Source organism: Thermosynechococcus vestitus BP-1 (assembly GCF_000011345.1).
Taxonomy (GTDB): Bacteria; Cyanobacteriota; Cyanobacteriia; order Thermosynechococcales; family Thermosynechococcaceae; genus Thermosynechococcus; species Thermosynechococcus vestitus.
Window position 1 is genome coordinate 371,339 of record NC_004113.1, and the last position, 14,064, is coordinate 385,402.

A 14,064-nucleotide genomic window follows, 5' to 3' on the forward strand; every position below is an offset into this window, starting at 1 on the left:
TTCCCAAGGTTTTCCACAGATTGGGGCAGAGTTTTCCACAGGTCTTTACGGTATGACTAGGTTTCAAGACATTTCTGGGGATAACTGTCGCTGGCGCCCTGGGGAAAACCTGAGGAGGGCCAAAAGTCTGGAAATGCCTATTTTGTCGTGGATTGCGATCGCCAAGATGGGTGAAAACAAGGATTGACAGTCCCTAGGACAACCCAGACAATGGAGTTCCACGGATAGAGATTCACTTGCTCTGAAACCTTGGGAGGGTAGGGCTAAATCCCACTCTGAGTCAGGGGTTTGGGGATTTGGTCAGAACTGTTATGGGAGTTTTCCACAGGTTTAGCCAGGGCGAGCTGATTGTGCCTGCAATTTTATCTTGGTTTTATTGAGGTAACTCACGGTATGAACGCTCAAGCCACGATTAGTATTCTTGCCGAGATTCCAGAGGAGCTACACGAAACCCTGAAATACTACCTCGAGCGGCATCCCGATTGGGATCAGGATCGCGTCTTTGTGGCTGCCCTGTCACTCTTTTTGCTGCAAAATGGAGAATGCGATCGCCGCACGGCACGGGTCTATCTCGACTCGTTGTTTAAGCGATCCTAAAGACTTTGGAGGGTAGGAAAACGGGTGATTGAGGTAGATGTTGCAATTGTTGGGGGTGGTCTCAGTGGCCTCAGTGTTGCTTGGCGGTTGCAGCGGAGCGCCCCTCACTACAGTGGCGTTCTTTTAGAGGCCAGCGATCGCCTGGGGGGCAATATCACGACCCAAGCGGCGGAGGGCTTTGTCTGGGAACTGGGTCCCAATAGCTTTGCCCCCACCCCTGCCCTCCTACAACTCATTGCCGAGGTGGGCTTGCACTCAGAGCTCATTCGGGGCGATCGCCACCTACCGCGCTACATCTACTGGCGGGGGGAACTCTACCCCCTCGAACCCACCCGTCCCCTGGCCTTGGCCACTTCAAATTTGCTCAGCCCTTGGGGAAAAGTACGGGCAGCCCTTGGTGCCTTGGGGTTTGTGCCTCCCTATCTGGGCAGTGGGGACGAGTCAGTTGATTCATTTTTCCGTCGCCATTTGGGGCAAGAGGTTGCTGAACGACTGGTGGCCCCCTTTGTCTCTGGGGTTTATGCCGGTGATCCGCAACAATTGAGTGCCGCTGCTGCTTTTCGTCGTATTGCCCAACTGGAAAAACTAGGGGGTAGCCTCATTGCCGGGGCTCTGCGCCTGCGGCGTCAACAACCCCCTCAACCAAAACCCCCTGCACAGGTGCAAATGCGACCAGGGGAGCTTGGCTCCTTTAGGGAAGGTTTGGCTGCTCTGCCGCGGGCGATCGCCCAACAATTGAAGGCACCCCTTCACCTGCAAACCCCTGTTGAAGCGATCACCCCAGAACCCAAGGGTGGCTACCTGCTGCGCAGTGGTGAGCAAACGTGGCATGCCCGCAGTGTGGTCTTGGCAACGCCTGCCTATCAAACCGCAGAGTTAGTCGCTCCCTTCCAGCCAGCGATCGCCCGTGCTTTGGCGACCATCCCCTATCCCACCGTGGCCTGTGTGGTCTTGGCCTACCCTGCCGGACTGGGACGCAGTGTACGCCCCGGATTTGGAGTACTGGTTCCTCGTGGTCAGGGCATCCGTACCCTGGGCACCATTTGGTCGTCCTGTCTTTTTCCCCAACGCACCCCCGCCGGTTGGCAAGTCTTCACCAGTTTTATTGGCGGTGCTACGGATCCCGATTTGGCTAGCCTTAGGGAAGAAGCGATTGTCGAGCAAGTGCAGCAGGATTTGACCCGCCTCCTTGATTTACCCGCAGCCAAGGCACGATTACTCGGTATGAAAGTTTGGCGACGGGCGATTCCCCAATATATTGTGGGCTACCCTCAGCAGTGGCAGCAGGTGACCCATGCCCTCACCCAAACCCCTGGGCTTTTCCTGTGTAGTAACTATGCTGAGGGTGTGGCCTTGGGCGATCGCGTCGAACACGGCAATCGAACCGCTGCTGCCGTGGCTGCCTATCTTGCAGGAGGCCAGTCCTAGGGATGTCGCTGTCGGACTATATGAATGCGGCTCTGGAGCGGGCGGTTTATCACTTCAATGCAGAGGATGGCCTGATTTACGGTGAAATTCCTGACCTTGAGGGGCTCAAGACCAATGGCAAGACAGTGCTTGAATGCCGCGAGCGTCTTTCCGAACTCTTGGAGGATTGGATCTATTTCCATGTCTCGCGCGGGATTCCGGTACCGGTGATTAACGGCATTGAAGTTCCCATACGCGAGATTTTCTGAGCCTTGCCCCCTTTGGATACCCCTTATCTATAGAAAAGGGTTGTATTCTCAATAGGCCAGCGATCGCTGCCCTGTAACATAAACGAGCAAACATAGCCTAAGATTATCGGTAAGGTTAACGAAGCGATACATCCGCTCTACTAAGGAGGATAGAACCCTATGGCACTCGTACCCATGCGCTTGCTGCTGGATCACGCAGCCGAAAATGGTTACGGCATTCCCGCCTTCAACGTCAACAACATGGAGCAAATCCAAGCCATCATGCAGGCGGCCCACGAAACCGACAGTCCCGTGATTTTGCAAGCATCGCGGGGTGCCCGTAAGTATGCTGGGGAAAACTTCCTGCGTCACCTGATTTTGGCTGCGGTGGAAACCTACCCCCACATTCCCATTGTGATGCACCAAGACCATGGTAACGAGCCTGCCACCTGCTACTCCGCCATTCGCAATGGCTTTACCAGTGTGATGATGGATGGCTCCCTCGAAGCCGACGCCAAAACCCCCGCTAGCTACGAGTACAATGTGGCTGTCACTAGTGAAGTGGTAAAAGTCGCTCACTCCATTGGTGTTTCTGTGGAAGGTGAGCTGGGCTGCCTTGGTTCCTTGGAAACTGGTAAAGGGGAAGCTGAAGATGGTCACGGGTTTGAAGGTGCCCTCGATCACTCGATGCTCCTCACTGACCCCGATCAGGCTGTGGACTTCGTTGAGCGCACCCAAGTGGATGCCCTTGCGGTCGCCATTGGAACGAGCCACGGTGCCTACAAATTTAGCCGCAAACCCACCGGTGAAATCCTCGCCATCAGCCGCGTGGAAGAAATCCACCGCCGCTTGCCCAACACCCACTTGGTGATGCACGGCTCTAGCTCGGTGCCCCAAGAATTGATTGACATCATCAACCAGTACGGCGGTACAATTCCCGAAACCTACGGGGTGCCTGTGGAAGAAATCCAAAAAGGCATTAAGAGCGGTGTGCGCAAAATCAACATTGACACCGACAATCGCCTAGCCATTACCGCTGCAGTGCGCGAAGCTCTGGCTTTGGCACCCAAGGAATTTGACCCCCGTCACTTCCTCAAGCCATCGATTAAATACATGCAAAAAGTGTGTGCCGATCGCTATCAGCAATTTGGTACCGCTGGTAACGCTAGCAAAATCAAGCAACTCAGCCTCGATGACTATGCCGCCAAATACGCCAAGGGTGAACTGAAGCAAGTCACTCAAAAAACCGTGGTGGTATAGGAACTCTGCGATCCCTGAGAAACGATAAGTAATGTAACAGAGGGTGGCTCCGGTCACCCTTTTTCCTTTGAATATGAATAAAAACGGTACTTCTATAACTTCTCTCGTCTTATTCGGTATTCAGCATCGTTGTGCTCAACGGGCTTGGAGGGACTCGAACCCCCGACCTGCTGATCCGTAGTCAGCCGCTCTAATCCACTAAGCTACAAGCCCAAGTCAGGAACACTATACTAGCATGAATTTCCAGAAATCTCAAAGGGGGAACAAAAAATTTGCCCACCGGTGTGCCATAGTCGGGGGCGGAGGCCATTGACCCAACCCCAATAGACAGATGCTGAAGCAATTCCACCGCTGGTGCTTGACCACGCCTCATCTGCCGCGATCGCTCGTGGCCTTTGCTGTCAGTCTGGTCACCCTTGCCCTTTTAGATAGCGGCGCTCAGGTTGTCGTCGCTCACCTCAAACCCACTGCTCCAACCCTCTTTCCTTGGCCAGTTGCGGGCACCTTTGACACCAGTTTTGCCCCAGAGGTGTGGCTGGCCGTCATCGGCCTCACCCTTGGCACGTTGATTATTGTGATTTCCATTGCCGCCCAAAACATTCCCAAGATTACTGAACTGTACATGCAGGACTGGATCAGCCTGATCTATGTCTGGAGCCTAGTTTTGGGAGGTGCCCATATCTTCTACATCAAGGTTTTGCAGGACTTGGGCAGACAGCCCGTTGGCAGCATTCTCTTGAATTTGTATGGACTGTTGCCCTTGGCTATTCTGACGGCGCTGCCCTACATCTTCTATATCCTTCAGTCCATCCAACCGGAAAGTGTGGTGCAGCAAATTTACCGCCACCAGTCTCGCTACATGCGTCAACTGGCCGTCATCCTCAAGGAGGGATTCTCCTATCAACCCTGGTTCCTGCGCCGTAGTCAAGCCTACCTGATTGCCGGCCTAAACCAATTGGACGATTTGCTGGCCTATGTGGCATTTCGTGGGACGCAAGCAGAAATTATTAGTGCTGTCAGTGAACTACTTCAAGACTATATCAGTTGCAAGCCGAACTATCCAGCCTATTTCTTTCGCTTGAGTGGTGCGGTGAAGGGGGATATTGCCTTCAAGACCATGTTTGATCAATTTAGCCAGATTGAAGAGAACCATACCTTCTACGAGCAAAAGTGTTTTCGGCTCCTAGGGAATGCCTATGTGCGCTTTTTGGAAGAGGGTCAGTTTCCCCTAGCGTCGTTGTGCGGCTCTGAGATGTGCGCGATCGCCCACCGCATTCTCAGTAGGGGCGATGACATTTTGTTGGACTTAATCATTATTCGCTTCAATACGATGATGCGCTTTGCTATTAAACACGGCAGTCGGCACAATGAGGCACGCAACCTCTATAACTTAGCCTTTCACTATCGGCGGTTTATTGAGAGTCTGGTGCATTACCAGCGCCCCCACCTCACCCAAAAATGTGTGCATCATCTGCGTACTTACGGCAATGAAGTGTATGAATTAGCCCAAAGTAGTCCTGCCCTTTATTTCATTGTGGATGTCTTTGCCGCTGAGCTAAAAAAGGTCTTAATCCTCGTGAATGAGCAGCAGTGGGAGGAACAACTGCAACTGGAACTCCTGGAGGAAATGCTTCGCTTGGATAATCCGCCGGAACTGCGCCACCCCCAAAATGGCGATCGCCCCTATGGCAAAAGTACAGGGGTGCGCCTACTGCAAATGGGACTCGCTCTCTTTTACTTGGCACGGCAGCAACCCCAGTTTGCCCAGCGGATTGTTGCGGATATAGTGGAGGATGCAGCGGTTTTGGGTCTGTCGGAATTCAAGCGCCTCTTTCATCAAAATTGCGATCGCCTGCGCCAAGCGGAGCCCAGGTTTTGGGAGGACACCGATCGCGGCAATGCAAACCTCTACTACTCAGAGCACACTGAGCAACTAGGTGACCTACAGACCCTTGTGGATCGCGCTTGTCAGGCTCTGGAGATCGCTCAGTCGTCCTAAAGCATGGTATAGTAATAACTCTGAGGGCGAGTGGCGAAATGGTAGACGCACTACACTCAAAATGTAGCGGGGTTTCCCCATGTCAGTTCGAGTCTGACCTCGCCCATTCACTAACCACCCCCAAAGACTTGGATATTGGCAAAGGCACATACCGGTGAAGCATGGCCGACACGAATGGCTTGATTGGGTTCGCCCTTGCCACAAAACGGCGTACCAAAGATGCCCCAGGTGGAGGCATCTCCCACAGCAATCAAACTCTGCCAAAATTCTGGCGTCGTGCCGCGATAGTTGGGATTGCGCAGTGTACGGGTCAGGCGGCCATTTTCAATCAACTTGGCATATTCACAGCCAAACTGAAATTTGAGGCGATAATCGTCAATTGACCAAGAGCGATTGGATTCCATGTACACGCCTGCCTCGATGTTGCCGATAATCTCATCAAAGGATTGTGTCCCCGGCTCGATATTCAAGTTGGCCATCCGATCAATGGGGGGACGATTCCAAGAACAGGCACGGGCATTGGCCACACCATCTACCCCTGCTCGCTGCTGACTTTCAAGGCTCCCTAGACCCCGCAGCAGGCGTCCTTCCTTGATCAGATAGAGGCGTTTAGCCGGCGCCCCCAAGTCATCAAAGGCATAGCTGGCCAGTTCACCGCTAACGGTCGGATCAAACGTCACATTCAGGAGGGGGGAACCATACTGCCGCTGCCCAAAGTCCTCAAGGCGAATAAAGCTACCGCCGGCGTAGTTGCGCTCATCCCCCAAGATGCGGTCCAGTTCTAGGGGATGACCAATGCTCTCATGGATTTGCAGCATCATTTGGTCGGGGGCAAGGACCAGGGTGGTGGTTGTTTCTGGGCACTCTTGGGCACTGAGGAGTTCAAGGGCCTGCTCGCCAATGTGACGGGCGCGATCGCTCAACTGATCAGCACTCAGCCACTCTAGCCCCCCTTGATAGCAGCGAGCTAACCAACCGTGATCGGTCCGTTGCTGCACGACCCCTGCCCCCTGAGCCGTGGCCCTCATATCCGTGAGCACTTGATAAAATTGCTGTTCAATTTGACTGCCATCACTGCTGAACCACTGGCTAGTGGTCTCTACGGTTTGCACAAAGGCACAGGTTTGGACAATCTCATCACCGACTTTGAGGCTATGGCAAATATCCTGAAGTAGGTGATTTAACTCCGCCGCTGAAAGCTGATTAAAGGGTTGCTGTTGGGGCGATCGGTAGTGTCCCCTGCCCTGGCCCCGTGCTGCTGGTGTAAAGTTAAAGACTTGCCAAGGGGCAGCCGTTTTCGCCTGTTGATAGGCCTGCTGAATCGCCCCATGGATGGCACTGGGGTGCAAATCTGGGGTTGCTGTATAGGCAAATTGACCATTGACAAGCACCTCCACCATGACCCCCCGCTGGCGCGATCGCTGGTTCATTTCAGGATGGCCGTCGCGGGCACTGCGAGTGGTGACAATTTCCTCAACATAACGCAGCCCCAACCAATCAAGGGGTAAATCCACCTGATTCAAAATAGCAGTAAAGTTGGGTGCAGTCATGGCAGTATGGTACCTTGAGGTAGGGTAAAGTTTGAGTCTTTTCCTATGCTAACGGCTTTTACTGCAGGGCTGACCCTGATCACCATTTCTGAGCTGGGGGACAAGACATTCTTTATTGCGATGATTTTGGCAACTCGCCATAGCAAGCGGTGGGTCTTCCTGGGGGCATGGTCAGCTTTAATGACGATGACACTGCTGTCAGTGGCCGTGGGCAAGGTCTTTCAACTTTTACCGCAAGAATTCACCTTCTACGCTGCGATTTTGCTCTTCACCATTTTTGGCCTCAGGATGTTGATTCAAGGCTGGCGGATGGGGAATAAACCCTGTGAGGACGAGTGTGAAGCAGCAGTGGAAACAGTGGAAAAAGCGGAAGCCAATCTCAGCCGTTGGGGCAGTAATCCTGCTTGGGCAGCATTTGTAGAAGCCTTTAGTTTGACCTTGATGGCCGAATGGGGCGATCGCACCCAAATTGCCACAATTACCCTTGCTGCCGCTAGCCAGGCTTTCGGCGTTGCCCTCGGTGCCATTGCTGGCCACGGGATTTGTACTGCGATTGCCGTCTTGGGTGGCGGCTTGATAGCTGGGCGCATCTCAGAACGAACACTGACCTTGAGCGGTGGGGCTTTATTTTTAATCTTCGCGATTGTCACCGCCTTACAAGGGATGCCCAAGCTGTCTTAAGTTCGACCTATCTTGCTCTCCAGCAAACGTACCTAGAGGAGGCGGCCAGAGGTGGCAAACTCCTGCACCACAGCCCAAATAAACTCCTCAAGGGAGCGCACCCCCGCCTGATCCTCAAACACCTTTGGCAGATTGTTTTGGATTTTGGCGCGAATCCACTGGCGATAGTCAGCATGTTGACCCAGTTCAATCGCTTTTTGAACATACGCAGATGCATCTGGAGCAATCAACTCCGGTATTTCCAACAGGGTCAGAATAGCAGCTGTATGCCGCCCCCGCATAAAGCGCCCCGGTGTGGTCACCATCGGTACTTGGGCATAGTAGAGCGCTTCTAGGGTTGAATTGCCCCCTGACCATTCTAAACTGTCTAAGAAAATATCCAGACAGTGCAACATTGAGGTGAAGCCATAGAAGTTTAAGGGGCGAGAGAAAAAGCAGTACTCCCTATAGTCAAGATTTTTGGCAGCAAAGGCCCGTTCGAGGCGCTGTTCAAACCGGCGGCGGCTCTTTTTAGTCATAAAGTGGGTAATAAAGACAAATTGGCAATTCCCCACCGCTGCAGCAATTTCTGGATAGATATGGTCAAACTGTGGCAGGTACTTAAAGACACTCTGGAGGCAGCCGTAGATCACCGCATCACTTTTGAGGCCAAATTCCTCGCGGGTAATGGGCGATCGCGAGTCTGGCGGCATCGGACTAAAGGCAATTCCCAAATTTTTTAGCCTGATGAGTTTTTCAGCGTAATACTTTTGGCCATCGGCTGGTTCCATCAGCTCACTACTGAGGAAATAATCAATTGTGGGCAGGCCAGAGGTGTCGGGATGCCCCCAAGACATACATTGAATCGGCGCTAATCTTAAAGCAGCAATTTGAATCAGTTGTAAATCCATCCCCAGTTCGGGAAAAATCACTAAATGCAATTGATCAGCGCGGATCTGCTCAAACCATTCTTGGGGGGACTTGCTGCCCATCACAAAGCGATGACAGTAGGTTTTTGCTTGTTCGGTGCAGCGATCGCCCCAATCCTGCACATAGTAGCCATAGAGCTGAAACTTTTCTCTATCGAGATGTTTGAGCCAACCGTGGAGCATCAGTTTCCAAACCGTATGCTCAAAAAAGTGACCGCAGACCAATCCAATCCGCAGTGGCTCATTGGCCTTCACGGCTGGCATCGGTGGCCGCTCTGAGGCACTGGGAATCATACTCATCATGATTTCATGGACAATCTGGCCATATTTTTGTTGCAGATCGCGGGTTTCATCCCCCTGATAGGGCAGTAAAAATGTCCCCACGTTCCCGAGCCACTGATACAGATATTTTTTCTGATCCAAAGGGAAGCTTTGAAACCGTTGATAGAAATCGGATATCGATTCCCTAATTTTTTGGCGACATTCATTGAGCTCTTCTACATCTTTATAGACATAGAGGAGATAACTCAGGGATTTGAGAAAATCAATGCCAATTTGCCAGTCGGGTCTGAGTTCAATGGCTTTTTCGTAGGCCCTAAGGCGCTGTTGCAAATCACTATCAGCGGCACTGAGCAGTGCCAAACGATACCAAGATTCTGCTAAGTTAGAATCTATTGCTAGCGCATGATTGAGAGCGGAGATGGCTGCCTGATGGTTTTTGTCCTTCCATTTATTCAGCGCCAGTTTTTGCCATCCCTGGACAAAGGCAGGATGGGTTTTTTGCTCAGCAGTCTGTTGAATAAATTCCTCGATGCACCCCATAATTGAGAACCTAGCAATGACGACGGTATCGGTCCAGATTTAGGAAGACTCTCCCTTGCTTGGGAACAACAATCTCACTCTGGTTGTAGATTTTTGCCTAAGTGCTTTACAGCTTGCCACACTGCACACCCACTCCAGTCACTATTCTATGTGTGTCTATGCGTGTTGCCTTGTGCTGCCACAGGAGTAGGCCCCCTGGCGATCGCCCGACTTGGCACCGTCCTGAGGGGCATTCAGAACAGGGATCCCCTACTGCGGTGCAAAAGCGCTATTGGGTTCGGATTTGGGACAAACCTGCCCCTGGATAGTAGGTGCCTAAGATTTGCAGATAGTTGTAGCCGCGCTTGCCCAACTCATAGGCGCCTGTCTGACTCATGCCCCGCCCGCCAAAGACGTCCCGCACAATATCGTCGGTAGCGGCATACATCGAAATCATGATGCGGCCGCTTTTGGTGAGAACAATTCCCCGCGTCGCTTGCACTGCCGCTTGAGTAGTGTTCCACTCCGTCTCAATACCGCGATACACTTGCCAGCGTTCGTCGTTCCCCAGATCAAAAAAGCGGCTAGCGGGCTGGAACATGTGGGCAAGGGCATAGGAACGGGCGGCGATCGCCTGGGCCTTCAGGGTCTCCATTGGCCAGTCGGGATACACCTCTGAACCGACCACACTCACTAAGTACTCTTCTAAGTGTCAAGACCCGTGACATTATCTACCCTTGAAACGAAGAGGTCTGGTCGCTCAGTTTGCCACCATCGCAGTTTCTCAATGGGAGTCATGTGGCCCAAAACGCGTTGGGGAATGCGGTGATTGTACGCCCAAAGGTATCGCGTGAGCGTCTCTTGCAAGTCGGCTGCCGAGACAAAGCGTTCAGCGCGCAGAATCTCCGCAATGCGGCCGTTGAAGCGTTCCACCATCCCGTTGGTTTGCGGATGGCGGGGTTGGATGAGCCGATGGGTGATGCGCTTTTCACGACAGAGCTGATCAAACGGATGGTGTCCCGTGGGTTGGCGTTCGCCTGCGGAGGAGAAACGGTCGGTAAACTCCTTGCCGTTATCAGTCAGCACCGTACGCACCACGAAAGGAGCGTTGGCAAGGACATTTGCAAGAAAGCGCGTTGCCGATTCTGCGCTCTTCTCCTCGTGGATTGCCAAATAGACCCAGCGCGTTGCCCGATCAATCGCGACAAAGAGGTAGCGGCGCTGCTCCTCATCCGGCATTTGTGGCAGGTATTTGACGTCGATGTGGATGAACCCAGGTGCGTACGCTTTGAACTGCCGCGTGGTGCTTTTGGGACTGCCTTCGAGGCTTTCGCGTTCCTTTTGCAGTATCCTGAGGTTCGAGACTCCGTGGCGACGCAGGCAGCGATCCAGCGCTGAGCGGCTCAGATTGGGGTTGAGGAACGTCCGGGCAAGAACGAGAAGGTCATCAAGAGGCAGCAAAAGGAGCTTACGCACCTCAACGATCACAAGCTCTTGCGCTTCCGTAAGCGTCGTTTGCAGGCGGTGCGGGCGGGTGCTTTTGTCTTCAACGGTTGCGCGCTTACGCCATTTCGCTACCGTGTGCCGGTGGATCCCGTAACGTCTGGCAAGCTCGCGATGACTGATCGAAGCCGGTGCTTGTTGGATTTCACGGCGAATTCGGGGTGTCGTTCGGGCGTTGGCATGAATACGTGGCATGGTGATACTCCATCGTTGAACGCTTTCCGACCTTGGAACAAGCACTCAAGGAGCCGGTACGCTTCGAAGAGTTTAGCACGACTTCTGGGAATATAATGATGCGGGACCTGACATCTAAGTCCACTTGATTGACAGCCGTGATGGCATTGCCCTGGGCAATGAGGCGAACACTACCGCGATACCATTTATCGCCAACAAAGGTGAGTTGATTCCTGGGGCAAAGCCATAGGGAGGGGGCAAGGGGTTGACCATTCCAGAGCAGCATACCCTCGCGGGCCGTCACCACCACTCCCTGGGAAGGAGCCAGCTGCGCGATCGCCTGCTGTTGATCATTGGTGACGGTAGTGGCGACGGCAGTGCCAACAATGAGTTGACTTTGATCGCGGGCGATCGCCACCCGTACGTGAGGGGCAGGGCCTTGGCTCGGAGGCACGGGTTGCAGGGCAGGAGAGGCCACAGCGGGCAACATTGCCTGGGCGGGGGCTGAGGCAGCCACGGGGGGCTGAGGAGCTTTCTTGGGGACGGTTGCCAGGAGGGGATCGCGGCCATCCAAAATCCGCCGGGGCAAAGGTCGTTCGGGCTTAAGGGCATTTGGTAAAGGAATTGGCTCTGACAGAGCCATAGGTGTGGGTGATAAGCTCCGCAAAAACCAGACTCCTAGACCCCCACTGGCGATCGTGGCCATCGTAAAGGAAATGAGCAAGGGTGAGCGTCCCCCTTTTGTCCCTTGGAACAGAACCCAGCTCATTCAGGTGTCATCTCCGCTCGCACCTTGCCTATTGTATAGGGGAGCAGGGAATTTGCCATGCAACCTCTGTTGATTTAGCTGATTTAGGACGGCAAGGAAGCGGCGATCTGCTGTAGCCATTGCTCCACCGTATCCCCATAAACAGCTAAGCTATACTCCTGTTCTGCCTGTTGCCGACAGGCGGCCCGATCAATTTGATCGATCTTGCCAATGGCGGCAATGAGAGCCTCAACAGAATCTGGGGTAATGAGAAACCCCGTTTGGCCATCGCGGACAATTTCCCTTGGCCCACCACGATTGTAGGCAATGACGGGAACACCACAGGCAAGGCTCTCAATGACCACATTGCCAAAGGCTTCAACCCAACGGGAGGTGAGCAGGAGGGCACGACACCGCCGCAAGCGGGACTGCATTTCCCGAGTGGGGAAAAATCCTAGATATTCAATGGGGGCATCGGGGTAGTCAGCTTGGATCCGCTGCCAATAATCGATATCCTGCAACTGCCCCATGATTTTTAAGGGGGTGCGAGTGACATTAACAGCGGCAACCGCATCTTCAAGTCCCTTTTCAGGCGCAATCCGCCCCAGCCAGCAAAGGGCATCCTCTGGTTCTGCACAAAAGTCATAGAGCGAAAGATCAAGGCCACTGCCTAAACACACACAGCGATCGCCAAAGGGGAAGGTGGCCGCTTGGGTACGGGTATAGACACCAATGGTTCCCGGATACTTGTCAATGACACTGGCGATCGCCTGATCCATGACGTCGGAGATTGAGGCCATACTCACCAGATGGCCCACCGGACGGCTTAAAAACGGCGTCAGGTAAAAGGGCAACCAATCGTAGGCAAAGTTGACAATGACATCAAAGTCCTGTTGAAGCTGCCGCACCCGTGCCCACATATTGGCTAAGACACTATTGGGCGGCAGTGTAATTGGTTGATCGCGGGTTTGATGCTGCGCTGGCACCTGCAGATGTCCCGCCACTGGTTCAATGGTAGCCGCCACTGGCAAGTGGGAACCCTCGGGGGCAAGGATGTGTATAGTGTGCTGGCGATCGCCCAAGGCCTGAGCCATATTGAGGATCGTCAATTCAACGCCACCCCCTTTGCCTGTGCCTAGGGGGCCAACCGAAGTGGAAACAAACAGGAGTTTCAGAGGTCAACTCCTAGCGCAGAGCCTCAGCCCCCGCCACCACTTCAAGAATTTCTTGGGTAATGGCGGCTTGACGGGCTTTGTTGTAGGAGAGGGTCAGAGTACCAATCAGGGCTTGAGCATTATCACTGGCGTTGTTCATTGCCGTCATCCGTGCCGCCAATTCTGAGGCAGCAGCCTCCTGCAGTGCTCGTAGCAACTGGTTATTCAAGTACAGGGGCAGTAGGGCATCGAGAATTTGCAGCGGATCCTGCTCAAAAATCATATCGGAGGGCAGAGCGGGCAGCGTCGAGGTTACTTTCTCGCGGTTGACTTCCAAATGAGAGCCACGGGTTGTCAGGCGGAAAATTTCATCATCGGCGGTTTCCAGCCCTTGGGGATCGAGGGGGAGCAGGGTTTGGACAACGGGCTTTGAGCTAATGAGGGAAACAAATTTGGTGTAGATGAGCTCCACCCGATCCACCGTTTCCGAAAGGAAGAGGGAGAGCAGTTCACTGGCAATTTGACCGGCTTCACTGGCGGAGGGGATCTGCTCTAGGCCAGAATAGACTGCATCAATGGGATAGTCACGGCGCTGGAAATATTGAGCTGCCTTGCGACCCACAATCACTAGGGTGTATTTGAGGCCCTCGGCTTCGAGTTCTTGGAGACGTTCCTTAGCTCGGCGAATGACATTAGTGTTGTAACCGCCACACAGCCCGCGATCGCCTGTTACCACCAGCAGCGCCACCGTCTTCACCGGGCGCTTTGCCAACAGCGGCAAATCCACGTCCTCGAAACGCAGTCGAGTCTGCAAGCTGTAGAGCACCTGGGCCAAGCGATCGGCAAAGGGACGACTCGCCATGACTTGCTCTTGGGCACGGCGAACTTTTGCTGCCGCCACAAGGCGCATAGCTTCAGTGATCTTGCGGGTATCTTTAATCGTTTTGATGCGATCGCGAATAGCTTTGAGATTGGCCACGGTAATTTAAACTCCTAAGCAAAGCGTCCCTGCCCTAAAATTTTAGCCCAGAGGG

The 14,064-nt window shown here is 53.5% G+C and carries 14 protein-coding genes and 2 tRNA genes; 8 read left to right on the forward strand and 8 right to left on the reverse strand.

The window, feature by feature from the left end; translation table 11 throughout:
• Nucleotides 1-393 precede the first annotated feature (393 nt).
• From TLL_RS01915 to fba, 4 genes are all read left to right on the forward strand, one after another.
• Nucleotides 394-597: a DUF2811 domain-containing protein gene (locus TLL_RS01915; RefSeq protein ID WP_011056228.1), complete on the forward strand. Its 204-nt coding sequence runs from the start codon at nucleotides 394-396 to the stop codon at nucleotides 595-597.
• Nucleotides 598-621: 24 nt separating this feature from the next.
• Nucleotides 622-2,025 (forward strand): protoporphyrinogen oxidase, encoded by a 1,404-nt coding sequence (gene hemG / locus TLL_RS01920; protein ID WP_011056229.1) that lies wholly within the window; start codon nucleotides 622-624, stop codon nucleotides 2,023-2,025.
• Nucleotides 2,026-2,027: 2 nt separating this feature from the next.
• On the forward strand, nucleotides 2,028-2,273 hold the full coding sequence (locus TLL_RS01925; protein WP_011056230.1) for a type II toxin-antitoxin system HicB family antitoxin: 246 nt from the start codon (nucleotides 2,028-2,030) through the stop codon (nucleotides 2,271-2,273).
• Between the two features lie 159 nt (nucleotides 2,274-2,432).
• Nucleotides 2,433-3,512, forward strand: a complete 1,080-nt coding sequence (gene fba, locus TLL_RS01930; RefSeq protein ID WP_011056231.1) for a class II fructose-bisphosphate aldolase — start codon at nucleotides 2,433-2,435, stop codon at nucleotides 3,510-3,512.
• A 139-nt stretch (nucleotides 3,513-3,651) separates the two neighbouring features.
• Here fba and TLL_RS01935 read toward each other — a convergent pair.
• A tRNA-Arg gene (locus TLL_RS01935) sits at nucleotides 3,652-3,725 on the reverse strand.
• A 118-nt stretch (nucleotides 3,726-3,843) separates the two neighbouring features.
• On the opposite strand from TLL_RS01935, the gene TLL_RS01940 reads away from it, so the two are divergent.
• Together TLL_RS01940 and TLL_RS01945 are read left to right on the forward strand one after the other, a co-directional pair.
• The gene (locus tag TLL_RS01940) at nucleotides 3,844-5,511 is read left to right on the forward strand and encodes a hypothetical protein (protein WP_164920681.1); all 1,668 of its coding nucleotides are present in this window, start codon (nucleotides 3,844-3,846) and stop codon (nucleotides 5,509-5,511) included.
• Nucleotides 5,512-5,535: 24 nt separating this feature from the next.
• Nucleotides 5,536-5,617 (forward strand) — tRNA-Leu (locus tag TLL_RS01945).
• A 4-nt stretch (nucleotides 5,618-5,621) separates the two neighbouring features.
• Here the strand turns inward: TLL_RS01945 and TLL_RS01950 are convergent.
• Entirely contained in the window at nucleotides 5,622-7,061 is a 1,440-nt protein-coding gene (locus tag TLL_RS01950) for a TldD/PmbA family protein (RefSeq protein ID WP_011056233.1), read from the reverse strand.
• Nucleotides 7,062-7,106: 45 nt separating this feature from the next.
• Here TLL_RS01950 and TLL_RS01955 point away from each other — a divergent pair, with 45 nt between their 5' ends.
• On the forward strand, nucleotides 7,107-7,742 hold the full coding sequence (locus TLL_RS01955; protein ID WP_011056234.1) for a TMEM165/GDT1 family protein: 636 nt from the start codon (nucleotides 7,107-7,109) through the stop codon (nucleotides 7,740-7,742).
• A 32-nt stretch (nucleotides 7,743-7,774) separates the two neighbouring features.
• Here TLL_RS01955 and TLL_RS01960 read toward each other — a convergent pair whose 3' ends face one another.
• From TLL_RS01960 to TLL_RS01980, 5 genes are all read right to left on the reverse strand, one after another.
• The gene (locus tag TLL_RS01960; protein ID WP_011056235.1) at nucleotides 7,775-9,472 is read right to left on the reverse strand and encodes a hypothetical protein; all 1,698 of its coding nucleotides are present in this window, start codon (nucleotides 9,470-9,472) and stop codon (nucleotides 7,775-7,777) included.
• Nucleotides 9,473-9,740: 268 nt separating this feature from the next.
• Nucleotides 9,741-10,145, reverse strand: a complete 405-nt coding sequence (locus TLL_RS01965) for a SpoIID/LytB domain-containing protein (RefSeq protein WP_011056236.1) — start codon at nucleotides 10,143-10,145, stop codon at nucleotides 9,741-9,743.
• A gap of 11 nt (nucleotides 10,146-10,156) precedes the next feature.
• Entirely contained in the window at nucleotides 10,157-11,149 is a 993-nt protein-coding gene (locus tag TLL_RS01970) for an IS481-like element ISTel1 family transposase (protein ID WP_011056237.1), read from the reverse strand.
• On the reverse strand, nucleotides 11,100-11,897 hold the full coding sequence (locus TLL_RS01975) for a hypothetical protein (protein ID WP_011056238.1): 798 nt from the start codon (nucleotides 11,895-11,897) through the stop codon (nucleotides 11,100-11,102). The genes TLL_RS01970 and TLL_RS01975 overlap by 50 nt, the downstream gene beginning before the upstream one ends.
• Nucleotides 11,898-11,980: 83 nt before the next feature.
• Nucleotides 11,981-12,862: a glycosyltransferase gene (locus tag TLL_RS01980; protein ID WP_231833803.1), complete on the reverse strand. Its 882-nt coding sequence runs from the start codon at nucleotides 12,860-12,862 to the stop codon at nucleotides 11,981-11,983.
• Between TLL_RS01980 and TLL_RS12825 the strand changes: the two genes are divergently transcribed.
• Entirely contained in the window at nucleotides 12,848-13,015 is a 168-nt protein-coding gene (locus TLL_RS12825; RefSeq protein WP_231833804.1) for a hypothetical protein, read from the forward strand. The genes TLL_RS01980 and TLL_RS12825 overlap by 15 nt on opposite strands.
• Before the next feature lie 46 nt (nucleotides 13,016-13,061).
• Here the strand turns inward: TLL_RS12825 and TLL_RS01985 are convergent, their stop codons facing one another.
• Nucleotides 13,062-14,009, reverse strand: coding sequence for a F0F1 ATP synthase subunit gamma (locus tag TLL_RS01985; protein WP_011056240.1), 948 nt, complete (start codon nucleotides 14,007-14,009; stop codon nucleotides 13,062-13,064).
• Nucleotides 14,010-14,064 lie beyond the last annotated feature (55 nt).

What these genes read in the sequence shown, in the direction of transcription:
- TLL_RS01915 (WP_011056228.1), top strand. Translation starts at nt 394, where the DNA reads ATGAACGCTCAAGCCACGATTAGTATTCTTGCCGAGATTCCAGAGGAG.
- fba (WP_011056231.1), top strand. Translation starts at nt 2,433, where the DNA reads ATGGCACTCGTACCCATGCGCTTGCTGCTGGATCACGCAGCCGAAAAT.
- TLL_RS12825 (WP_231833804.1), top strand. Translation starts at nt 12,848, where the DNA reads ATGCTGCGCTGGCACCTGCAGATGTCCCGCCACTGGTTCAATGGTAGC.
- TLL_RS01940 (WP_164920681.1), top strand. Translation starts at nt 3,844, where the DNA reads ATGCTGAAGCAATTCCACCGCTGGTGCTTGACCACGCCTCATCTGCCG.
- TLL_RS01975 (WP_011056238.1), bottom strand. Translation starts at nt 11,897, where the DNA reads ATGAGCTGGGTTCTGTTCCAAGGGACAAAAGGGGGACGCTCACCCTTG.
- TLL_RS01950 (WP_011056233.1), bottom strand. Translation starts at nt 7,061, where the DNA reads ATGACTGCACCCAACTTTACTGCTATTTTGAATCAGGTGGATTTACCC.
- TLL_RS01925 (WP_011056230.1), top strand. Translation starts at nt 2,028, where the DNA reads ATGTCGCTGTCGGACTATATGAATGCGGCTCTGGAGCGGGCGGTTTAT.
- TLL_RS01955 (WP_011056234.1), top strand. Translation starts at nt 7,107, where the DNA reads ATGCTAACGGCTTTTACTGCAGGGCTGACCCTGATCACCATTTCTGAG.
- TLL_RS01960 (WP_011056235.1), bottom strand. Translation starts at nt 9,472, where the DNA reads ATGGGGTGCATCGAGGAATTTATTCAACAGACTGCTGAGCAAAAAACC.
- TLL_RS01970 (WP_011056237.1), bottom strand. Translation starts at nt 11,149, where the DNA reads ATGCCACGTATTCATGCCAACGCCCGAACGACACCCCGAATTCGCCGT.